Genomic DNA, 19,490 nt, shown 5'->3' on the forward strand with positions numbered 1-19,490 from the left:
AGCCGAGCCGACCGCGGCCGACTCTGCTCCAGCCGCCTCGGCTCCGGCACACCCCCGTCCCAGCAGGCACCCGGTGCGAGGCGTGCCCCGGCCCCAGGAGACCTCGGTGGCACCCGGTCCGATCTGCCGTACGGAGCGTCGCCGCCGTCGACGAGCCGAGCCGACCGCGGCCGACTCTGCTCCAGCCGCCTCGGCTCCGGCACACCCCCGTCCCAGCAGGCACCCGGTGCGAGGCGTGCCCCGGCCCCGGGAGACCTCGGTGGCACCCGGTCCGCCCTGCCGTACGGAGCGTCCGTCGGTGAGTCGGCCCGGCTCGGCCGTGGTGTCTTCCGGCACGGGGGCTTTTCCTCGGTGCGGGCTCCGGTTGGCGCCCACGCCGGTTCCGGCTCACTCCACGCCGATGAGCAGCAGAGCCCCCTGCCGGCCGCCCCGGTACACCACCGTGTCGACGGCGAGGTAGGACTCGCGGACCCGCGTCTCCAGGCGGTCCGCGATCTCCTCCGGTGCCTCGTCGCCGAGGACGATGGTGACCAGTTCCCCGCCGGCCTGGAGCATGCGGTCCAGGACGGTCTCGGCGGCGGCGGTGACGTCCGAACCGATGACCGCGACGTCGCCGTCGATGAGGCCGAGGACGTCGCCGGCCTGGCAGATGCCGGCCATGGTCCAGGACTGGCGCTCGGCGACGGCGACCTCGGCGTAGCGGGTGGCGCCCGCCGCCGAGGTCATCTGGACGACGTCCTCGTCGAAGCGGCGCTGCGGTTCGTGCACCGCGAGCGCGGCGATGCCCTGGACCGCCGAGCGGGTCGGGATGAGGGCGACGCGGATGCCCTCGGCGCGGGCCTGTTCGGCCGCCGCGGCCGCCGTGTGGCGCAGCTCCGCGTCGTTGGGCAGCAGCACCACCTCGCGCGCGTGGGCGCGCCGTACGGCGTCGACGAGCTCCCCGCTGGCGGGCGGCTCCCCGGGGCGCGCGAGCACGGTGGTCGCGCCGGCCTCGGTGTACAGCCCGGCCAAGCCCTCGCCGGGCACGACGGCCACGACGGCGCGCTGGACCCGCTCGCGGGGCGGGCGCTCGCCGCCGGTGTGCACGTCGCCGAGCCCGAAGTGCGTGATCCGGATCCGGTACGGCCGCCCGGCCTCGACGCCCGCCTCCACCGCGGCGCCCGCGTCGTCGACGTGCACGTGGACGTTCCACAGCCCGTCGCCGCCGACCACGACGAGGGAGTCCCCGAGGGTGTCGAGCCGCTCCCGCAGCCGGGCCACGGCGGTGTCGTCGGCCTCCAGGAGGTAGATCACCTCGAAGGCGGGCCCGCCCGCGCCGTCCCGGTCGCCGCATGCCTCCTCTGTGGAAACGAGCTCCACGCGCGCGTACGCCTCCGCAACGGCCTGCGGGTGCGCGGCCGCCCGGACCGCCGTCGGCACCTCCCCCGTGAACGTCTCCACCAGGGCCGCCAGCACGGCCACCAGCCCCCGTCCGCCGGCATCGACCACTCCGGCCCGCTCCAGGACGGCCAGCTGCCCCGGAGTCGCCGCCAGAGCCGTACGCGCCCCTTCGTAGGCCGCCCGTGCGACCGTCCCGCAGTCGCCCTCGGCGCCCTCTGCCGCGTCGGCGGCGGCCGAGGCGACGGACAGGACCGTGCCCTCGACGGGGTGGGCCACGGCCTGGCGGGCGGAGTCCGCCGCGTGCCGCAGGGCAAGCCGCAGCCCCTGCCCGTCGGTGTGGGCGGTCTCACCGTCGGCGGCGAGCACCTGGGTCATGCCGCGCAGCAGCTGGGCGAGGATCGTCCCGGAGTTGCCGCGTGCCCCGATGAGGGCCCCGTGCGCCATGGCGTGCACGGCGTCGGCCAGCGACGGCCCCCCGCCCCGCGCGGGTCCCGCCTCGTACCCGGCGAACACGGCCTCCACCGCCCCCGCCGCCGACTCCAGGGTCAGGTACAGATTCGTGCCGGTGTCCCCGTCCGCCACCGGATACACGTTGATCGCGTCGATCTCCTCGCGCGCCTGTCCCAGAGCCCGGAGCGCGAGACCGCACCAGGTGCGTACCGCGAGAGCATCGAAGAATGTCTGCGGCACCTGCGCCACCTGCGCCTCCCTGAGCTGCTGGACGTCGGACGCAGCGTAGACCCCGGGCCGGTGTCGGCCGGAAGAGGGCCGGGAGCGGGCCCCTGAGCTGCCATGGTAGTTTCGTTGTACGGACGCAGTCGTTGTATGCTGCTCCGGTTGCCCGATCCGATCGGGCCATTCCCCTGGCAACGCCACTCAAGATCTCAGATTCTAGATCTCGATCCCGGCATGCCGGGATCAACCGTAAGTGCATCTGAAGTCTTTGGAGTGACCCGTGGCTGCCAACTGCGACGTCTGCGGCAAGGGGCCGGGCTTCGGCAACAACATCTCGCACTCGCACCGCCGTACGTCCCGTCGCTGGAACCCGAACATCCAGCGTGTGCGTACCGTGGTCGGCGGGACGCCGAAGCGCGTGAACGCTTGCACCTCGTGCATCAAGGCCGGCAAGGTCTCGCGCTGACGCACAGCTAAGCGCGCGGCCACTGCTGGTTCGCTGCAGAAAGCCGGTCCACCTCCGGGTGGGCCGGCTTTTTGCCGTACCCGTTGCCGTACCCGCGAGACAAGCCCCGCCCACCCGCGAGATCACTGGGGCGCTCTGAACCGCCACCCGTGGTCCACCGGCCCGATCCCCCCACCCAGCGCGAACCCGCCCGCGATCGCCCCGGTGACGTACTCCTTGGCCTCGGTGACCGCGTCCGGCATGCGGAGCCCCTTCGCCAGCCCCGCCGCGATCGCGGACGCGAGCGTGCAGCCCGTGCCGTGCGTGTGGCGGTTGTCGTGCCGAGGTGCCCGCAGCCAGTGCTCCTCCCGGCCGTCGGTGAGCAGATCCACGGCCTCCCCGGGCAGATGGCCGCCCTTGATCAGCGCCCACCGCGGCCCGTACGCCAGCACCGCCGCCGCGGCCTCCCGCAGCCCCTCCTCCGACTCGACCCGCACACCCGTGAGTTGGGTCACCTCGTCGAGGTTCGGGGTGGCCACGGTCGCCACCGGCAGCAGCTTCGTGCGCACCGAGTCCAGGGCGGAGGCGGCCAGCAGCGGGTCCCCGTGCTTGGAGACGCCCACCGGGTCCACGACGACCGGCGCGTCCGTGTCGCCGATCAAACCGGCCACCGCCTCGACGAGTTCGGCCGAGGCGAGCATGCCGGTCTTCACGGCCTGTACGCCGATGTCGTCGACGACGCTGCGGTACTGGGCCCGCACCGCCTCCACCGGCAGCTGCCAGGCACCTCGCACGCCGAGGGAGTTCTGCGCGGTGACCGCCGTGATCACGCTCATGCCGTGCACACCGAGCGCGAGCATCGTCTTCAGGTCGGCCTGAATGCCCGCGCCGCCGCCGGAGTCGGAGCCGGCGACGGTCAGGACCCTCGGCGGGGCGTTCACGACTCGATGTCCCCGAAGTGGTCCCAGCCGCCCTTGCTCGTCCACGGCGCCCCGTCGACCGTCACCTGGGGCAGCGCCGAGGGGTTGAGAACCTCGCCGATGACCTTCCAGCGGGCCGGCAGCTTCACGTCCGGCGGGAAGGTCGCCACGATCGCGTGGTCCTCTCCCCCGGTCAGCACCCACTGCATGGGGTCGACGCCGACGGCCTGGCCGATGTCGTTCATCTGGGTCGGGATGTCGATCGCGCCGGAGCGGATGTCGATGCGGACCTTGCTGGCCTCCGCGATGTGCCCGAGGTCGGCGATCAGCCCGTCGCTCACGTCGCACATCGCGGTCGCGCCGAGCCCGGCGGCCGCGGGGCCCGCGTGATACGGCGGCTCGGGGCGGCGGTGCGCCTCGACGAAGGCGCGCGGCGAGCGGAAGCCCCGGGAGAGCACCGCGTACCCGGCCGCGGACCAGCCCAGCCAGCCGGTCACCGCGACGAGGTCGCCGGGCTGCGCTCCGGCCCGGGTCACCGGCTCCTGGTTGCGCAGGTCGCCGAGCGCGGTGATCGACACCATGATCGTGTCGCCCCGTACGACGTCCCCGCCGACCACCGAGGCACCCGCGACCTGGCACTCGTCGCGCAGGCCGTCCATCAGCTCGCTGGGCCAGGTGACCGGGAGTTCGGCGGGGACGACCAGACCGAGCAGCAGCGCGGTCGGCACGGCACCCATGGCGGCGATGTCCGCGAGGTTCTGCGCGGCCGCCTTGCGCCCCACGTCGTACGCCGTCGACCAGTCGCGGCGGAAGTGCCGCCCCTCCAGCAGGATGTCGGTGCTCGCCACGACCCGGCGGTCGGGCGCGGCGATCACCGCGGCGTCGTCGCCGGGGCCGACCCGGACCACCGGGGTGGTCGTCAGACGGGAGGTGAGCTCCCTGATGAGCCCGAATTCCCCGAGCTCACCAACAGTGCCCTTCATTGCCCTTTCGCCCCTTCTGTACCTGTCCGTGCCCGCTCGCGCGTCTTCATCGTCCCCGATACGGTCGAGGTGACCGTCAACTACTGCCGCGCCTGAACCCCGGCGCGCAAGCCCCGGTCCCCGCAGGTCTCCCCGCGACGAGCGGCAACGCGATACCGTAGCGTTCCTTTTCCCCACATGATCCTCGTGGCCGCTCTGGAGGTTCCGTGGTACAGGCGTACATCCTGATCCAGACGGAGGTCGGCAAAGCGTCGACCGTCGCCGAAACGATCAGCAAGATCCCTGGAGTCCTGCAGGCCGAGGACGTGACGGGACCCTACGACGTCATCGTGCGCGCGCAGGCCGACACCGTCGACGACCTCGGTCGCATGGTGGTCGCGAAAGTCCAGCAAGTGGACGGCATCACCCGCACCCTGACCTGCCCGGTCGTGCATCTGTAGTCCCCGTCTACCCTTGGCCGGTGAACATCTTCCGTCACCGGTTCGTCGGTCCGGCCCTGCTGGCCCTGCTGATCCCCGTCACGGGCTGCTCATCAGCAGACGACAGCGCCACCGTCGTGGTTCCCACCCCCGACGCGAAGTCGGCCGGGCAGTGCCGCGCCCTGCACAAGGTGCTGCCGAAGAAGGTGGACGGACAGGTCCGCGACGACCCCGAGCCCCGGTCCGCCTACACGGCGGGCTGGGGAAGCCCGGCGATCATACTGCGCTGCGGTATCACGCGGCCGCCGAAGATGGTCGACCCCAAGGTGGCCAAAGGCGACGACCCGGACGCGATCGGCGGCGGCGTGAACGGCGTGGGCTGGCTGATGGAGAAGCAGGGCGACGGGACATGGCGGTTCACCACGACCGAGCGCGAGACGTATGTGCAGGTCATCCTGCCGAAGGAGCGGTCGAGTCAGGACGACCAGGAGCAGGTCCTCATCGACCTGGCGGCGGCCGTCAAGAAGGCGATCCCCGAGGGACAGTCCAACATGACCTGACGGCCGCCGCTCGCATGAGCTGACGGCCGCCGCCTGTTCGCCCTGGTCCTCAGCGGAGCCCGGTCGAGCGCCGCAGGGCCGCCTGCACCAGCCGGTCCACCAGTTCCGGGTAGCTGATCCCGGTCGCCTCCCACATCTTCGGGTACATCGAGATCGGGGTGAAGCCGGGCATCGTGTTGATCTCGTTGATCACGAACTCGCCGTCCTCGGTGAGGAAGAAGTCCGCGCGGACCAGGCCCTCGCAGGACGCCGCCTCGAATGCCTCCACCGCGAGCCGCCGCACCTCGGCGGTCTCCTCGTCGGTCAGCGGGGCCGGGACGATGCCGGGCGTGGAGTCGATGTACTTGGCGTCGAAGTCGTAGTACGCGTGCGCGTCCGGCGGCGGGATCTCGGCCGGGACGGAGGCGCGCGGGCCGTCCTCGAACTCCAGGACGCCGCACTCGATCTCGCGGCCGCGCACCGCGGCCTCCACCAGGATCTTGGGGTCGTGGCTCTGGGCCTCGGCGATCGCCTCGTCGAGACCGGCGATGTCGTCGACCTTGGTGATGCCGATCGACGAACCCGCGCGCGCGGGCTTCACGAACAGCGGCCAGCCGTGCTCACCGGCGAAGTCGACGATCTTCTTGCGGGCGGCCGACTCGTCCTGCCGCCACTCGCGGGGACGGATCACCACGTACGGGCCGACCTTGAGCCCGAAGGAGGTGAACACCCGCTTCATGTACTCCTTGTCCTGGCCGACGGCCGAGGCGAGCACACCCGCACCCACGTACGGGACCCCGGAGAGCTCCAGGAGGCCCTGGAGGGTGCCGTCCTCGCCGTACGGGCCGTGCAGCACCGGGAAGACCACGTCGACCTCGCCGAGGGCCTTGGGCACGGATCCGGGCTCGCTGTAGACGACCTCGCGGTTGGCGGGGTCGACCGGGAGCACCACGCCGCCCTCGCTCGACTCCGCGAGCTCCTCGACCTCGGGGGTACGGCGGTCGGTGATGGCCATGCGGTCCGGCTCGTCGGCGGTGAGCGCCCAGCGGCCGTCCCGGGTGATACCGATCGGGAGGACGTCGTACTTCGTCCGGTCGATGGCGCGCAGTACGGCGCCGGCGGTGACCACGGAGATCCCGTGTTCGGAGCTGCGGCCGCCGAACACGACGGCCACACGCGGCTTGCGAGCAGGCTGCTCGGGGCTCTGGGGGAGGTTCTCGGTGCTCATATCGCGTCGAGAGTACCCGGTGGTAGGGCCCCGAGACAGCGTCCGTCCCGGGGGTTCGCTCAGCGTCGCTCGGGCTTCGCGCTGCGCGACATCAGCTCCTTGAGGGCGACGACCGGCGGCTTGCCCTCGTGCACGATGTCCACGACGGTCTCCGCGATGGGCATCTCGACGCCGTGCCGGCGGGCCAGATCAACCACCGACTCGCAGGACTTGACGCCCTCGGCGGTCTGCCTGGTGACCGCGATGGTCTCCTCCAGGGTCATGCCCTTGCCGAGGTTGGTGCCGAAGGTGTGGTTGCGGGAGAGCGGTGAGGAGCAGGTGGCCACCAGGTCGCCCAGGCCCGCGAGTCCGGAGAAGGTCAGCGGGTCGGCGCCCAGGACCAGGCCGAGCCGGGTGGTCTCGGCGAGCCCGCGCGTGATGAGCGAGCCCTTGGCGTTGTCGCCGAGCCCCATGCCGTCGGCGATGCCGACCGCGAGCCCGATCACGTTCTTGACCGCGCCGCCGAGTTCGCAGCCCACGACGTCGGTGTTGGTGTACGGGCGGAAGTACGGGGTGTGGCAGGCGGCCTGGAGCCGCCGGGCGACCGCCTCGTCGGTGCAGGCGACCACGGCGGCGGCGGGCATGCGGGCGGCGATCTCCCGGGCCAGGTTGGGCCCGGTGACCACGGCGACGCGCTCCGGCCCGACCTTGGCGACGTCCCCGATGACCTCGCTCATCCGCATCGTGGAGCCCAGCTCGACGCCCTTCATGAGGGAGACGAGGACGGTGTCGGGCGCGAGCAGCGGAACCCATTCCGCGAGGTTGGCGCGCAGGGTCTGGGAGGGGACCGAGAGGACCGTGAAGTCGGCGTGGGCGGCGGCCTCGGCCGGGTCGGTGGTGGCCCGCAGGTTCGCCGGGAGCTCGACGCCCGGCAGGTAGTCGGGGTTCGTCCGGGTGGAGTTGATCGCCTCCACGACCTCCGTGCGGCGGCCCCACAGGGTGACCTCGCACCCCGCGTCGGCAAGCACCATGCCGAAGGCCGTGCCCCACGAACCGGCGCTGAAGACCGCCGCCTTGACCGGCTTGCTCACTTGCCCTGCCCTTCTGCCTGCTGTGCCTGCGCCTCGGTCCTGAGGCGCTGCTCGATCCGCTCCCGGCGCGGGTCGTAGGGCGTCTCGGGCGCCTTCTCGCCGCGGATCTCCTCCAGCTGGCGAGTGATGGCGGCCATGATGACCTCGGTGGCCTCCTTGAGGAGCTCCGGGGTCATCTCCTGGTCGTAGAAGCGCGACAGGTCGACCGGCGGGCCCGCGAGGACGTGGTGCGTCTTGCGCGGCCAGAGGTTGGGCTTCTTGGCGTACGGCGGCAGCAGTTCGTTGGCGCCCCACTGGGCGACCGGGATGACCGGGCACTTGGTCCGCAGCGCGACGCGGGCGGCACCGGTCTTGCCGGTCATGGGCCAGCCGTCCGGGTCGCGGGTGAGGGTGCCCTCCGGATAGAAGGCGACGCACTCGCCGCGCTCCACGGCGTCGATCGCGGCCCGGAAGGCGCTGAGCGCGTCCGTGCTCTCGCGGTAGACGGGGATCTGCCCGGTGCCGCGCATCATGGCCCCGACGAATCCCTTCTTGAAAAGCCCGCTCTTCGCCAGGAATCGCGGAACCCGTCCGGTGTTGTACTGATAGTGCCCGTACGCGAAGGGGTCGACATGGGAATTGTGGTTCACCGCGGTGATAAATCCGCCATCGTCTGGAATGTTCTCCATTCCGCGCCAGTCCCGCTTGATCAGAACCGCCAGCGGCGGTTTGCAGAGGCCCGCTGCGAAGCGGTACCAGAACCCGATTCTGCGGCGGGACACGCGAACACCTTCCTCTAGGACTTCCCCCCGGGGCGCGGGGGCCGCACAAGTGTCGCCCCGGACCGCCGGTCTGTCGAGAACACCGTACGCCTCGCGACCGGAACCGCCGGTTGACCCGGGTGACAATGACCGCAACAAGAGAGGGACGGTACGTCGGTGCAGTGGACCTTGGTCATACCCCTCAAGCCCCTGGCGCAGGCCAAGAGCAGACTCTCGGACACCGCCGCCGATGGGTTGCGTCCGGGGCTGGCCCTCGCGTTCGCGCAGGACACGGTGGTCGCCGCGCTGACGTGCCCGGAGGTAGGAGATGTGGCGGTCGTCACGGACGACGCCCTGGCCGGCCGCGAGCTGGCGGCGCTGGGCGCCCGGATCGTCCCGGACGAGCCGGGCGGCGGCCTGAACGCCGCCCTGGCGCACGGGGCGGGAGTCGTACGGTCCGCGGGTCCCGGAACTCCGGTCGCGGCCCTGAACGCCGATCTGCCGGCTCTGCGCCCCGCGGAATTGTCCAGGGTGCTGGGCGCCGCGGCGGAATTCCCGCGCGCTTTTCTCGCCGATGCGGCCGCAATCGGCACGACCCTGCTGGCCGCGGGTCCCGGCCGGGAATTGCGCCCGTCATTCGGCACGGATTCCAGGGCCCGGCACCGCGCCTCGGGGGCCGTGGAACTCCGGCTCGACGCGGTGGACTCCGTACGACAGGACGTGGACACCGGCGATGACCTGCGGGCGGCACTGGCGCTCGGGGTGGGGCCACATACGGCGGCGGTGTCGGCGGGGTTGCTGATTCCTGGGTCCTGAGCCGCCGCCCGGTGCTGGAGCTGGGCGGGGGTGGGTTCCGCTGACCCGCGCTTGCGGGGTGCCGCTGCGCCCACCCGTGCCGCCCCAGCGGCACGACTGCCCGCAGTCTGGGGGGGTGCGATGGAGCCGACGGCACTGCAACCCCGTAGCGGCGCGGGGCTGTGTCGATATGCGGCTCCGCCGCGTGGGCGCGATCAACCACGGCGTACCCGCACCCGGCAGCCATGCCGCAAGCCCAACGGCGCGACCCCGCACCTCGGCGGGCATTAGGCTGGCCGTCATGCAGGCGACCGCATACACGTACGACCCCGACACCCGCAGCGGGCAGGTACTGCTCGACGACGGCACCCCGGTGCCCTTCGACGCGGCGGCGTTCGACGCGGGGGGCCTCCGGCTGCTGCGGCCGGGACAGCGGGTGCGGATCGAGACGGAACCGGCGCAGGGTGCCGGAGAAGGCCTCCGCATCACGCTGGTGACCCTGCAGACGTTCTGAGCGTCCGCCCGAACGCGCCGCGGGCCGGGCTCCCGAGGGAGTCCGGCCCGGCGCGTGAGTGCCCTTGGGTCTAGCGGGCAGTGGCCTTCTTGGCGGTGGTCTTGCGAGCCGTCGACTTCTTGGCGGGGGCCTTCTTGGCCGTGACCTTCTTCGCCGGGGCCTTCTTGGCGGCGGTCTTCTTGGCGGCCGCGGTGGTCTTCTTCGCGGTGGCCGTGGCCTTCTTGGCGGTGGTCTTCTTCGCCGTCACCTTCTTCGCGGTGACCTTCTTCGCGGGCGCCGCCTTCTTGGCGGTGACCTTCTTCGCGGGCGCCGCCTTCTTGGCGGTGACCTTCTTCGCGGCGGCCTTCTTGACCGTCGCGGCAGCGCCGCCGGTCAGGCTGCCCTTGGGCGCCTTCTTGACGGCGACCTCGCCACCGCGCGGGAGCTTCTTGGAGCCGCTCACCAGGTCCTTGAAGCCCTGACCGGCGCGGAAGCGCGGCACGGAGGTCTTCTTGACCCGAACCCGCTCGCCCGTCTGGGGGTTGCGGGCGTAGCGGGCAGGACGGTCCACCTTCTCGAAGGACCCGAAGCCGGTGACCGAGACCCGGTCTCCGCCGACGACCGCGCGGACGATGGCGTCCAGGACCGCGTCGACAGCATCGGCGGCCTGCTGGCGGCCGCCCATCTTGTCGGCAATCGCTTCTACGAGCTGCGCCTTGTTCACGTCTTCCCCTTCGGAGACATCGCCAGAACGAAAGTGTTCAAGCTTTTTCGCACGTTAGGCAGATATATACCGCAAATCAAACACGAAACGGGCTTATCACCCTTGTGCCGCAACAGACTCGACTGCCTCGGACGGTTCAGCGTTCCTCGTCGGGGATTCGACCCTCGTCGAGGTCGGCCATGAACCGCTCCAGACGCCTTGCTGCAGCGGCGAGATCGTGCTTGGCCGCGGCCGTAATGACCAGCAGCTTCCGGGTCAGCGCCATCCGTACGCCCTCCGGGACTTGCAGTTCACGCACTCTTGTGTGCGCTTCCTTCAGTTGGTCCGCGACCGCCGCATAGAGCTCGAGTTGGCCGTCGTGTTCCATGCACAGATTGTGCCATCTGGGGCGAGTTGTCGCCTGCGCAGGGTGCAACTACCGCCTCAAATGGCCTTCCGGGCACTTGCCAAGGCCGCGAACACAGCACTCACGTACCCCGGCAACAGCCTTACTAACGTGGGGAGTTGGGCCGACGTGCGGGAACGCCCGGGGCCGTTCGGGGGCAGACATGGCTGTACCCCCGATCGTGGCGATCGGGGGTACGGAGAGGGCTTTGCGGTGGCCGAATCTCGACGCGTGCGGCCCTTGGTTCAGACCTGAAGCGTCCGCGGCTTGTACGAGGGGCGCTTGACCTCGTACGCGGCGATGTCGGCCTCGTTCTGGAGCGTGATGGAGATGTCGTCCAGGCCGTTCAGCAGCCGCCAGCGGGAGTTCTCGTCCAGCTCGAAGGAGGCGGTGATGCCCTCGGCGCGCACCTCACGCGCCTCAAGGTCCACAGTGACCTCAGCAGTGGGGTCGTTCTCGGTGAGCTTCCACAGCGCGTCCACGATCTTCTGCTCCAGAACCACCGTGAGCAGGCCGTTCTTCAGCGAGTTGCCCCGGAAGATGTCGGCGAAGCGGGACGAGATGACCGTCTTGAAGCCGTAGTTCTGCAGCGCCCAGACGGCGTGCTCACGGGAGGAGCCGGTGCCGAAGTCGGGGCCCGCGACCAGCACGGTCGCACCTTGCCGCTCGGGGCGGTTGAGCACGAACTCCGGGTCCTTGCGCCAGGCCTCGAACAGCCCGTCCTCGAACCCGTCCCGGGTCACCTTCTTGAGCCAGTGAGCAGGGATGATCTGGTCGGTGTCGACGTTGCTGCGGCGCAGCGGCACGGCCCGGCCGGTGTGGGTGGTGAATGCTTCCATGACTGATCAGACTCCAGCGGGCGCGGGGGTGTCGGCGGACAGGTCGGCGGGGGACGCCAGGTGGCCCAGGACGGCCGTCGCGGCCGCGACCTGCGGCGACACCAGGTGCGTACGCCCGCCCTTGCCCTGCCGGCCCTCGAAGTTGCGGTTGGAGGTGGACGCGGAGCGCTCACCGGGGGCCAGCTGGTCCGGGTTCATGCCCAGGCACATGGAGCAGCCCGCGTGCCGCCATTCGGCGCCGGCCTCCTTGAAGACCACGTCCAGGCCCTCGGAGACGGCCTGCAGACCCACGCGCACGGAGCCCGGGACGACCAGCATCCGTACGCCGTCGGCGACTTTGCGGTCCTTGAGGAGGTCGGCGGCGGCGCGCAGGTCCTCGATGCGGCCGTTGGTGCAGGAGCCTACGAAGACGGTGTCCACCTTGATGGAGCGCAGCGGCTGACCGGCCTCCAACCCCATGTATTCCAGGGCCTTTTCGGCGGCCAGGCGCTCCGAAGCGTCTTCGTACGAAGCCGGATCGGGGACGGACGCCGAAAGCGGCGCGCCCTGGCCGGGGTTGGTGCCCCAGGTGACGAACGGCGACAGCGCGGCGGCGTCGATGTGGACCTCGGCGTCGAAGACCGCGTCCTCGTCCGTCTTCAGGGTCTTCCAGTACGCCACCGCGGCGTCCCAGTCCTCGCCCTCCGGAGCGTGGGCGCGGCCCTTGATGTACTCGAAGGTCGTCTCGTCGGGGGCGATCATGCCCGCGCGGGCACCCGCCTCGATCGACATGTTGCAGATGGTCATGCGGGCCTCCATCGAGAGCTTCTCGATGGCGGAGCCGCGGTACTCCAGGATGTAGCCCTGGCCGCCGCCCGTACCGATCCTGGCGATGATCGCCAGGATCAGGTCCTTGGCGGTGACGCCCTCGGGCAGTTCACCGTCGACCGTGATGGCCATGGTCTTCGGGCGGGCCAGCGGTAGCGTCTGGGTGGCCAGCACGTGCTCCACCTGGGAGGTGCCGATACCGAACGCCAGCGCGCCGAAGGCGCCGTGCGTGGAGGTGTGCGAGTCGCCGCAGACGACCGTCGTACCGGGCTGGGTCAGACCCAGCTGCGGGCCGACGACGTGCACGACACCCTGCTCGACGTCGCCCAGCGGGTGCAGCCGCACCCCGAACTCGGCGCAGTTCTTGCGCAGGGTCTCCAGCTGTGTGCGGGAGACCGGGTCCGCGATGGGCTTGTCGATGTCGAGGGTCGGGGTGTTGTGGTCCTCGGTCGCGATGGTGAGGTCGAGGCGGCGCACCTGGCGGCCGTTCTGCCGCAGGCCGTCGAAGGCCTGCGGGCTGGTCACCTCGTGCAGCAGGTGCAGATCGATGAAAAGGAGGTCGGGCTCGCCCTCGGCGCGCCGGACGACATGGTCGTCCCAGACCTTCTCCGCGAGTGTCCTACCCATCGCTTTCCCTTCGGCCGGCAAGTGGTGTGCCGGCCCAACTAGAGATCTTGAGGAAGCAGCGCCCGCCCCGTTCCCGGGCTCCCGCCGCCAGGCCCGTTCGGTGCTCGGGCCGCTGTGCATACAAGGGTTGCGCGTCTCACGGAAAATTGAGCTTGCGTTTCACAGAGTGAGACGCGAGTATCGTTGCATGGACAACAGTAGCGGCGTCGGCGTTCTGGACAAGGCAGCCCTTGTCCTCAGCGCTCTGGAGTCCGGTCCGGCCACCCTCGCGGGTCTGGTCGGGGCCACCGGACTGGCACGACCCACGGCCCACCGGCTGGCCGTGGCCCTGGAACACCACCGCATGGTGGCGCGCGACATGCAGGGCCGGTTCATTCTCGGCCCCCGGCTCGCCGAGCTGGCCGCGGCGGCGGGCGAGGACCGCCTGCTGGCCACCGCGGGCCCGGTGCTCACGCACCTGCGCGACATCACCGGCGAGAGCGCGCAGCTCTACCGGCGCCAGGGTGACATGCGCATCTGCGTGGCAGCGGCGGAACGGCTGTCCGGCCTTCGGGACACCGTCCCGGTCGGCTCCACGCTCACGATGAAGGCCGGCTCGTCCGCGCAGATCCTGATGGCCTGGGAGGAGCCGGAGCGCCTGCACCGGGGCCTGCAGGGCGCCCGCTTCACGGCGACGGCGCTGTCGGGCGTGCGGCGGCGAGGCTGGGCCCAGTCCATCGGCGAGCGGGAGCCGGGCGTCGCGTCCGTCTCCGCGCCCGTGCGCGGCCCTTCCAACCGCGTGGTTGCCGCGGTGTCCGTCTCCGGCCCCATCGAACGCCTGACGCGCCACCCGGGCCGTATGCACGCCCAGGCGGTCATCGACGCCGCCGGCCGCCTCTCCGAGGCGCTGCGCCGCTCGGGCAGCTGACCGCCACGGGATCACCGGAACACCTCGGACGCGCATCCGAGGAGGGCCCGCCCCAACGCCGCGGCAGGCCCTCCTCGATCCCCCGAATCCCCCCGGCCCCTCCTGCCCCCCTGTCCCCTCAGGTCACCCCGCCTCGCGGGCCGCGCCCGCCGACCGGTGCGCGAACCGGTCCTTCGCGTACCGGCCGCGCCGCTCCACCGGCACCTGGCCGTGCGCCTTCGCGAGGCCGAAGGTCGGCATGTCGAAGTAGATGGACTCGTAGGAGCCCTCGGGCGCGATGTATGTCTCGTGCCACAGGCCCACATGTCCGCGCGCCTTGCCCTGGCGCTCCTTGCGGTTGATGACCGCCCAGGCCCGGTGGTGGAACATGTCCGGTGAGGTCGCGTAGGCGTACAACTTCTCCTTGGACTCCCAGTACTGGACGACGTAGTACGTCCGCGGCGAGGCCGTCAGCAGCACGCGCCCCAGCAGCCCCCGGTCATGGTCCCGCGCAAGCTCCCCCAGCATGCGGAACATCGACAGCATGACCGGCAGCCACTGGTGCACCGCCCAGAAGTGGTTGATCCGCATGCCGATGAGCAGCACCACCGCATCACCCTCGGCAGCCGCGGTCGTACGGCCCGGCACCGGCTTCGCGAACATGACAGTCCCCCTCATCAGATAGCTTCACTATCCTTCTGGATGTTTGGATAGTGGCACTCCCCAAGGAAAGGCGCAAGAGATGCGGCTGGCGGAGCTCAGCGAGCGCAGCGGCGTGTCCACGGCGACGATCAAGTACTACCTGCGCGAAGGGCTGTTGCCGCCCGGCCGCCAGGTCAACGCCACGACGGCCGAGTACGACGAGGAGCACCTGCGCCGGCTGCGGCTGGTGCGGGCGATGATCCAGGTGGGCCGGGTGCCGGTGGCGAAGGTGCGCGAGGTGCTCGGGCACGTGGACGACGACTCCCTGGGCCGCTCGATCCGCCTGGGCGCGGCACTGTGGGCGCTGCCGCAGGTGCCGGAGCCGGACGAGGACGACGAGTACGTCCAGGCCGCGCACCAGGAGGTCGCCGCGCTCCTGGACCGGCTCGGCTGGGAGAATGCCAAGCTGCTCTCGACCATCTCCCCCGCGTACCGCTCGCTGGTGGTGGCGGTGGCCGCGTTCCGCCGGCTCGGCTACGACTGGGGGGCCGAACTGCTGGCGCCATACGCCGAGTTGATGCACCGGACGGCCGTCCTCGACCTGGACAACATGGAGGCGCACCAGTCGGAGGCGGAGCGGATCGAGTTCGCGGTCCTGGGGGCGATCCTCAACGAGCCGGTGCTGCAGGCGCTGCACCGGCTGGCCCAGGAGGAGGAGTCGACGCGACGGTACGGCTTCGAGTAGCCGGCGCCGGGCACGACGAAGGCCCTCCGCCGAAGCGGAGGGCCTTCGTGTTGTACCCCCGACCGGATTCGAACCGGCGCTACCGCCTTGAGAGGGCGGCGTGCTAGGCCGCTACACAACGGGGGCGTGGACTCTGCGTTTCCGCAGGTCCGAGCTGGTCTACCTGGACTCGAACCAAGACTAACTGAACCAGAATCAGTCGTGCTGCCAATTACACCATAGACCAATGATGGCTTAGACCAGTCGTACCCCCGACCGGATTCGAACCGGCGCTACCGCCTTGAGAGGGCGGCGTGCTAGGCCGCTACACAACGGGGGCCCTAGCGATTCCGAGTTGATCGGAACCAGTACCCCCGACCGGATTCGAACCGGCGCTACTGCCTTGAGAGGGCAGCGTGCTAGGCCGCTACACAACGGGGGCTCGCGGATGAGATCCGCGGGTGCAGATGAGCTCTGCGAGCTGGCCTACCTGGACTCGAACCAAGACTAACTGAACCAGAATCAGTCGTGCTGCCAATTACACCATAGGCCACTGGAACGCAAGCCCCTGAGGGGATCTTGTTCTAGTTTCGCGCCCAGGGTTTCCGGCCTTTCGGCCCGCTTCCCTCGGCGCAGGAAGAACATTACCTGAAGGTGGACGGGGCTCCAAAACGACTATCCGTGCCGACGATCGCGGGTAGTTCGGCGAGGGTGACGATCCGGTGCCGTGCGGCGGTCCCGGCAACGCCCGCGTACACCCCGCCGCGGTCGATCCACACGGACAGCAACCCGGCCTCGGCGGCGCCCCGCCCGTCGATCTCCGGGTGGTCGCCGACGTACGCCACCTCGTGCGGGGGCAGTTCCAGGGCCTCGCAGGCCGCCAGGAAGGCGCCGGCCTCGGGCTTGGACACGCCGAGCTCGGCGGCGCACAGCACGACCTCGAAACGGTCGCGGACGCCGAGTGCGCGCAGCTTGTGCTCCTGGACCGTGAGGCTGGAGTTGGAGAGCACCGCGTGCCGGTGGCTGGCGGCCAGGGCGTCCAGGGCGGGCACGACGTCCGGGAAGAGGGACCAGGCGGCCTCGTAGTGACCGATGTAACGCCGGAACCAGGCGTCGGCCTCGTCGTCGCTCATCACCTCGCCCAGAAAGACCCGGACCCGGTCACGACGCTGCCCCTCGAAGGAGATCTCCCCCGCCGCGAACCGCGCCCACTGCTCGTCGGTGACCTCCCGCCACCGCGCGAGGGCCTGTTCGGGGGTCGCGTATCCGCTGAGCAGCCCCTCCACCGCCAGATGCGCCCGCATGCCCTCACGGTCCGCGGTCGTGTAGTCGAAAAGGGTGTCGTCCACGTCCCAGACCACGGCGCGAATGCTCATGATCCGACAGTAACCCGGGGCGCGGGGGCACGTCCGCGGGATTCCCGAGCCGGGGCCGGCCCGGGCGCGTCGCGCGATCGCGGCCTGAGACGAAAGGGTGAGGGGCGGTACCCGGTGACCCGGGTACCGCCCCTCACCCTTCAGTGATTCAGGCCGCCAGCTTCGCCAGCGCCGCGTCGATCCGCGCCAGCGTCTTCTCCTTGCCCAGGATCTCCAGGGACTCGAAGAGGGGCAGACCGACGGTGCGGCCGGTGACGGCCACGCGGACCGGGGCCTGAGCCTTGCCGAGCTTCAGGCCGTGGGCCTCGCCGGCGGCCAGGACGGCCTCCTTCAGGGACTCCGCCGACGTCCAGTCGGCGGATTCCAGGTTGGCGCGGGCCGTGCGCAGGAGGGCGTCGGAGCCTTCCTTCATGGCCTTCGTCCAGCTCGCCTCGTCCTCGGCCGGCTCCGGGAGGAACAGGAAGTCGACGTTCTCCGTGATCTCGGAGAGGACCTTCAGACGGGTCTGGGCGTGCGGGGCGATCGCCTGCCACTTCGCCTCGTCGAAGTCCTCCGCGGCCCAGAGGGCGAACGGGGCCTGGAGCCAGGTGCGGCAGCGCTCCGTGAAGTCCTTCGCGTCGAGCAGGCGGATGTGGTCGGCGTTGATCGCCTCGGCCTTCTTCAGGTCGAAGCGGGCCGGGTTGGGATTCACGTCGGCGACGTCGAAGGCGGCCACCATCTCGTCCATCGTGAAGATGTCCTTGTCGGCCGAGAGCGACCAGCCGAGGAGCGAGAGGTAGTTGAGCAGGCCCTCCGGGAGGAAGCCGCGCTCGCGGTAGAGGTTCAGCGACGACTGGGGGTCGCGCTTCGACAGCTTCTTGTTGCCCTCACCCATCACGTACGGCAGATGGCCGAAGGACGGGGTCTGCTTCGCGATGCCCAGCTCGGTCAGCGCCTTGTACAGCGCGACCTGGCGCGGGGTCGAGGAGAGCAGGTCCTCGCCGCGCAGCACGTGGGTGATCTCCATCAGCGCGTCGTCGACCGGGTTCACCAGCGTGTACAGCGGGGCGCCGTTCGCGCGGACGATGCCGTAGTCCGGCACGTTCTCCGGCGTGAACGTCAGCTCGCCGCGGACCAGGTCCGTGAACGTGATCGTCTCGTCGGGCATGCGGAAGCGGACGATGGGCTCACGGCCCTGGGCCTTGTACTCCTCGACCTGCGCCTTGGTCAGGTCGCGGCAGTGGCCGTCGTAGCCGGACGGCTTGCCCGCCGCGCGCGCGGCCTCGCGGCGGGTGTCCAGCTCCTCCTGGGAGCAGTAGCAGTGGTAGGCGTGACCGCCGTCCAGGAGCTTCTGCGCGACGTCCTTGTAGAGCTCCATGCGCTGCGACTGGCGGTAGGGCGCGTGCGGGCCGCCGACCTCGGGGCCCTCGTCCCAGTCGAAGCCCAGCCAGCGCATCGCGTCGAGCAGCTGGTTGTACGACTCCTCGGAGTCGCGGGCCGCGTCGGTGTCCTCGATGCGGAAGACCAGCGTGCCCTGGTGGTGCCGGGCGAACGCCCAGTTGAACAGGGCGGTGCGGACCAGGCCCACGTGGGGGTTACCGGTGGGGGACGGACAGAAACGTACGCGTACGGGAGAGCCGGGTGCGCTAGCCACGCTTGACAACCTTGTTGTTGAGAGTGCCGATGCCTTCGATGGTGACGGCGACCTCGTCGCCGACATGGAGGGGGCCGACCCCTGCCGGAGTGCCGGTGAGGATCACGTCGCCGGGAAGCAGCGTCATGGCCTCGGAGATGTTGACGATCAGGTCCTCGATGGAGTGGATCATCTCGCTCGTCCGGCCCAGCTGGCGCTGTTCGCCGTTGACGGTGAGCTGGACCGTCAGGTCGTTCGCGGCGGCGAGGTCCAGGCCCGTCTCCACCCAGGGGCCGAGCGGGCAGGACGTGTCGAAACCCTTGGCCCGGGCCCACTGCTTCTCGCGCCGCTGGACGTCGCGGGCGGTGACGTCGTTGGCGCAGGTGTAGCCGAAGATCACGTCCTTGACGCGGTCGCGCGGCACCTCACGGCACATGCGGCCGATGACCACGGCCAGCTCGGCCTCGTGGTGGAGTTCCTCGGAGAAGGAGGGGTACTGGATGTCGTCGCCGGGGCCGATCACCGAGGTGGACGGCTTGAAGAAGGCGAACGGGGCGTCCGGGACCTCGTTGTCCAGCTCCTTCGCGTGCTCCGCGTAGTTGCGGCCGAAGGCCACGACCTTGTTGGGGAGCACCGGCGGGAGCAGCCTCACCTTGCTCAGCGGCACCTTCGTACCGGAGAGCTCGTAGTCCGCGAACGGAATGCCCTTGATGATGTCGAGGACGAGCTCGTCCTGCTTTTCGCCCTCGACCGCGCCGAAGGCGACGTTCCCGTCGATGGAGAACCTGGCGATGCGCACGGGATCCTTGCGCCCCTTAACTGAGCCGGCTGGAGTCTGACGCTCCAGGCTAACGCGGCAGGGCGGCCGCGCCCCGCCTATTAGGGACGGGCGTCGGCCGCCTTGAGCATTCGGGGGCCGCGGGCCGTACTACTCCGCGACGGCGGAGGTCACCGGGACCTCCATGAGGACGGTGCGCTTGGGGTTGGCTGTCTGGGCGGGAAGGTCGACGGGGTGCTCCGGCTGCTCCGGGATCTGCAGGTCGTCGGCGTCTTCGAGGTGCGCCAGAGTCGTGCGACGCGGGTTGGCTATGTTGCGGAACATCATCGTCGTCTTCACGGTTGTTCTGGACCTTGTCCTGTGTGAGTTGGCAGAGGGTTAACAGATATCCCCCTCTTGTAAA

22 protein-coding genes, 5 tRNA genes and 1 pseudogene are annotated in these 19,490 nt (G+C 70.5%); 7 read left to right on the top strand and 21 right to left on the bottom strand.

Features of this window, described 5'->3' with window-relative positions:
- A pseudogene (locus ACIPSA_RS34120) lies at window positions 1-336 on the bottom strand (hypothetical protein); the annotation flags it as partial.
- Window positions 337-387: 51 nt separating this feature from the next.
- Entirely contained in the window at window positions 388-2,079 is a 1,692-nt protein-coding gene (locus ACIPSA_RS34125) for a DAK2 domain-containing protein (protein WP_402641686.1), read from the bottom strand.
- 256 nt (window positions 2,080-2,335) lie between these two features.
- On the opposite strand from ACIPSA_RS34125, the gene rpmB reads away from it, so the two are divergent.
- Complete coding sequence (rpmB, locus tag ACIPSA_RS34130; protein ID WP_003993230.1) at window positions 2,336-2,521, top strand: 50S ribosomal protein L28; 186 nt, start codon at window positions 2,336-2,338, stop codon at window positions 2,519-2,521.
- A 122-nt stretch (window positions 2,522-2,643) separates the two neighbouring features.
- On the opposite strand, the gene thiD is transcribed toward rpmB, so the two are convergent.
- Together thiD and ACIPSA_RS34140 are read right to left on the bottom strand one after the other, a co-directional pair.
- The gene (gene thiD / locus ACIPSA_RS34135) at window positions 2,644-3,441 is read right to left on the bottom strand and encodes a bifunctional hydroxymethylpyrimidine kinase/phosphomethylpyrimidine kinase (RefSeq protein ID WP_402641689.1); all 798 of its coding nucleotides are present in this window, start codon (window positions 3,439-3,441) and stop codon (window positions 2,644-2,646) included.
- Complete coding sequence (locus ACIPSA_RS34140) at window positions 3,438-4,403, bottom strand: thiamine-phosphate kinase (protein ID WP_402641692.1); 966 nt, start codon at window positions 4,401-4,403, stop codon at window positions 3,438-3,440. The genes thiD and ACIPSA_RS34140 overlap by 4 nt, the downstream gene beginning before the upstream one ends.
- A gap of 206 nt (window positions 4,404-4,609) precedes the next feature.
- On the opposite strand from ACIPSA_RS34140, the gene ACIPSA_RS34145 reads away from it, so the two are divergent.
- Both ACIPSA_RS34145 and ACIPSA_RS34150 read left to right on the top strand, forming a co-directional pair.
- Window positions 4,610-4,843 (top strand): Lrp/AsnC family transcriptional regulator, encoded by a 234-nt coding sequence (locus ACIPSA_RS34145; RefSeq protein WP_003993216.1) that lies wholly within the window; start codon window positions 4,610-4,612, stop codon window positions 4,841-4,843.
- 20 nt (window positions 4,844-4,863) lie between these two features.
- Window positions 4,864-5,382: a DUF3515 domain-containing protein gene (locus ACIPSA_RS34150; RefSeq protein WP_402641695.1), complete on the top strand. Its 519-nt coding sequence runs from the start codon at window positions 4,864-4,866 to the stop codon at window positions 5,380-5,382.
- Between the two features lie 49 nt (window positions 5,383-5,431).
- Here ACIPSA_RS34150 and ACIPSA_RS34155 read toward each other — a convergent pair whose 3' ends face one another.
- The 3 genes from ACIPSA_RS34155 to ACIPSA_RS34165 are packed head-to-tail and all read right to left on the bottom strand — an operon-like array spanning window position 5,432 to window position 8,420.
- Complete coding sequence (locus ACIPSA_RS34155) at window positions 5,432-6,589, bottom strand: D-alanine--D-alanine ligase family protein (protein WP_402641698.1); 1,158 nt, start codon at window positions 6,587-6,589, stop codon at window positions 5,432-5,434.
- A gap of 59 nt (window positions 6,590-6,648) precedes the next feature.
- Window positions 6,649-7,659 (bottom strand): NAD(P)H-dependent glycerol-3-phosphate dehydrogenase, encoded by a 1,011-nt coding sequence (locus ACIPSA_RS34160; RefSeq protein ID WP_402641701.1) that lies wholly within the window; start codon window positions 7,657-7,659, stop codon window positions 6,649-6,651.
- Window positions 7,656-8,420 (bottom strand): lysophospholipid acyltransferase family protein, encoded by a 765-nt coding sequence (locus ACIPSA_RS34165; protein WP_402641703.1) that lies wholly within the window; start codon window positions 8,418-8,420, stop codon window positions 7,656-7,658. The genes ACIPSA_RS34160 and ACIPSA_RS34165 overlap by 4 nt, the downstream gene beginning before the upstream one ends.
- Window positions 8,421-8,576: 156 nt before the next feature.
- Between ACIPSA_RS34165 and cofC the strand changes: the two genes are divergently transcribed.
- Complete coding sequence (gene cofC / locus ACIPSA_RS34170; protein ID WP_402641706.1) at window positions 8,577-9,215, top strand: 2-phospho-L-lactate guanylyltransferase; 639 nt, start codon at window positions 8,577-8,579, stop codon at window positions 9,213-9,215.
- Window positions 9,216-9,495: 280 nt separating this feature from the next.
- Window positions 9,496-9,708 carry a hypothetical protein gene (locus ACIPSA_RS34175; RefSeq protein ID WP_402641708.1) on the top strand — a complete coding sequence of 71 codons (213 nt, stop codon included), beginning with the start codon at window positions 9,496-9,498 and terminating at the stop codon, window positions 9,706-9,708.
- A gap of 70 nt (window positions 9,709-9,778) precedes the next feature.
- On the opposite strand, the gene ACIPSA_RS34180 is transcribed toward ACIPSA_RS34175, so the two are convergent.
- The 4 genes from ACIPSA_RS34180 to leuC all read right to left on the bottom strand — a co-directional run bounded on the left by ACIPSA_RS34180 (window position 9,779) and on the right by leuC (window position 13,069).
- The gene (locus ACIPSA_RS34180; protein ID WP_402641711.1) at window positions 9,779-10,411 is read right to left on the bottom strand and encodes an HU family DNA-binding protein; all 633 of its coding nucleotides are present in this window, start codon (window positions 10,409-10,411) and stop codon (window positions 9,779-9,781) included.
- 136 nt (window positions 10,412-10,547) lie between these two features.
- Window positions 10,548-10,778, bottom strand: a complete 231-nt coding sequence (locus ACIPSA_RS34185) for a hypothetical protein (protein WP_402641714.1) — start codon at window positions 10,776-10,778, stop codon at window positions 10,548-10,550.
- Window positions 10,779-11,041: 263 nt separating this feature from the next.
- Window positions 11,042-11,635, bottom strand: coding sequence for a 3-isopropylmalate dehydratase small subunit (gene leuD, locus ACIPSA_RS34190; RefSeq protein WP_402641717.1), 594 nt, complete (start codon window positions 11,633-11,635; stop codon window positions 11,042-11,044).
- A 6-nt stretch (window positions 11,636-11,641) separates the two neighbouring features.
- Window positions 11,642-13,069, bottom strand: coding sequence for a 3-isopropylmalate dehydratase large subunit (gene leuC, locus ACIPSA_RS34195; RefSeq protein WP_402641719.1), 1,428 nt, complete (start codon window positions 13,067-13,069; stop codon window positions 11,642-11,644).
- A gap of 187 nt (window positions 13,070-13,256) precedes the next feature.
- Here leuC and ndgR point away from each other — a divergent pair, with 187 nt between their 5' ends.
- Window positions 13,257-13,976 (top strand): IclR family transcriptional regulator NdgR, encoded by a 720-nt coding sequence (gene ndgR / locus ACIPSA_RS34200; RefSeq protein WP_402641721.1) that lies wholly within the window; start codon window positions 13,257-13,259, stop codon window positions 13,974-13,976.
- A 123-nt stretch (window positions 13,977-14,099) separates the two neighbouring features.
- Here the strand turns inward: ndgR and ACIPSA_RS34205 are convergent, their stop codons facing one another.
- Window positions 14,100-14,618 (bottom strand): DUF4188 domain-containing protein, encoded by a 519-nt coding sequence (locus ACIPSA_RS34205; RefSeq protein WP_402641724.1) that lies wholly within the window; start codon window positions 14,616-14,618, stop codon window positions 14,100-14,102.
- Window positions 14,619-14,697: 79 nt separating this feature from the next.
- On the opposite strand from ACIPSA_RS34205, the gene ACIPSA_RS34210 reads away from it, so the two are divergent.
- The gene (locus ACIPSA_RS34210) at window positions 14,698-15,342 is read left to right on the top strand and encodes a MerR family transcriptional regulator (RefSeq protein ID WP_402641727.1); all 645 of its coding nucleotides are present in this window, start codon (window positions 14,698-14,700) and stop codon (window positions 15,340-15,342) included.
- A gap of 53 nt (window positions 15,343-15,395) precedes the next feature.
- Here the strand turns inward: ACIPSA_RS34210 and ACIPSA_RS34215 are convergent.
- The 9 genes from ACIPSA_RS34215 to ACIPSA_RS34255 form a co-directional block, all read right to left on the bottom strand.
- Window positions 15,396-15,468: transfer RNA gene (locus tag ACIPSA_RS34215), tRNA-Glu, on the bottom strand.
- Window positions 15,469-15,496: 28 nt separating this feature from the next.
- A tRNA-Gln gene (locus ACIPSA_RS34220) sits at window positions 15,497-15,568 on the bottom strand.
- A 20-nt stretch (window positions 15,569-15,588) separates the two neighbouring features.
- Window positions 15,589-15,661: transfer RNA gene (locus ACIPSA_RS34225), tRNA-Glu, on the bottom strand.
- A 29-nt stretch (window positions 15,662-15,690) separates the two neighbouring features.
- Window positions 15,691-15,763 (bottom strand) — tRNA-Glu (locus ACIPSA_RS34230).
- 39 nt (window positions 15,764-15,802) lie between these two features.
- A tRNA-Gln gene (locus tag ACIPSA_RS34235) sits at window positions 15,803-15,874 on the bottom strand.
- Between the two features lie 91 nt (window positions 15,875-15,965).
- The gene (locus tag ACIPSA_RS34240; RefSeq protein ID WP_402641729.1) at window positions 15,966-16,697 is read right to left on the bottom strand and encodes an HAD family hydrolase; all 732 of its coding nucleotides are present in this window, start codon (window positions 16,695-16,697) and stop codon (window positions 15,966-15,968) included.
- 148 nt (window positions 16,698-16,845) lie between these two features.
- Window positions 16,846-18,330, bottom strand: a complete 1,485-nt coding sequence (gene gltX / locus ACIPSA_RS34245; protein WP_402641732.1) for a glutamate--tRNA ligase — start codon at window positions 18,328-18,330, stop codon at window positions 16,846-16,848.
- The gene (locus ACIPSA_RS34250) at window positions 18,323-19,108 is read right to left on the bottom strand and encodes a fumarylacetoacetate hydrolase family protein (protein ID WP_402641734.1); all 786 of its coding nucleotides are present in this window, start codon (window positions 19,106-19,108) and stop codon (window positions 18,323-18,325) included. The genes gltX and ACIPSA_RS34250 overlap by 8 nt, the downstream gene beginning before the upstream one ends.
- 129 nt (window positions 19,109-19,237) lie before the next feature.
- Complete coding sequence (locus ACIPSA_RS34255) at window positions 19,238-19,426, bottom strand: hypothetical protein (protein ID WP_402641736.1); 189 nt, start codon at window positions 19,424-19,426, stop codon at window positions 19,238-19,240.
- Window positions 19,427-19,490: the final 64 nt, after the last annotated feature.

Origin of the sequence: Streptomyces sp. NPDC086549 (assembly GCF_044746205.1) — a bacterium.
Lineage (GTDB): Bacteria > Actinomycetota > Actinomycetes > Streptomycetales > Streptomycetaceae > Streptomyces.

What these genes read in the sequence shown, in the direction of transcription:
- ACIPSA_RS34140 (WP_402641692.1), bottom strand. Translation starts at nt 4,403, where the DNA reads ATGAAGGGCACTGTTGGTGAGCTCGGGGAATTCGGGCTCATCAGGGAG.
- ACIPSA_RS34155 (WP_402641698.1), bottom strand. Translation starts at nt 6,589, where the DNA reads ATGAGCACCGAGAACCTCCCCCAGAGCCCCGAGCAGCCTGCTCGCAAG.
- ACIPSA_RS34175 (WP_402641708.1), top strand. Translation starts at nt 9,496, where the DNA reads ATGCAGGCGACCGCATACACGTACGACCCCGACACCCGCAGCGGGCAG.
- ACIPSA_RS34185 (WP_402641714.1), bottom strand. Translation starts at nt 10,778, where the DNA reads ATGGAACACGACGGCCAACTCGAGCTCTATGCGGCGGTCGCGGACCAA.
- leuD (WP_402641717.1), bottom strand. Translation starts at nt 11,635, where the DNA reads ATGGAAGCATTCACCACCCACACCGGCCGGGCCGTGCCGCTGCGCCGC.
- leuC (WP_402641719.1), bottom strand. Translation starts at nt 13,069, where the DNA reads ATGGGTAGGACACTCGCGGAGAAGGTCTGGGACGACCATGTCGTCCGG.
- ndgR (WP_402641721.1), top strand. Translation starts at nt 13,257, where the DNA reads ATGGACAACAGTAGCGGCGTCGGCGTTCTGGACAAGGCAGCCCTTGTC.
- ACIPSA_RS34205 (WP_402641724.1), bottom strand. Translation starts at nt 14,618, where the DNA reads ATGTTCGCGAAGCCGGTGCCGGGCCGTACGACCGCGGCTGCCGAGGGT.
- ACIPSA_RS34210 (WP_402641727.1), top strand. Translation starts at nt 14,698, where the DNA reads ATGCGGCTGGCGGAGCTCAGCGAGCGCAGCGGCGTGTCCACGGCGACG.
- ACIPSA_RS34240 (WP_402641729.1), bottom strand. Translation starts at nt 16,697, where the DNA reads ATGAGCATTCGCGCCGTGGTCTGGGACGTGGACGACACCCTTTTCGAC.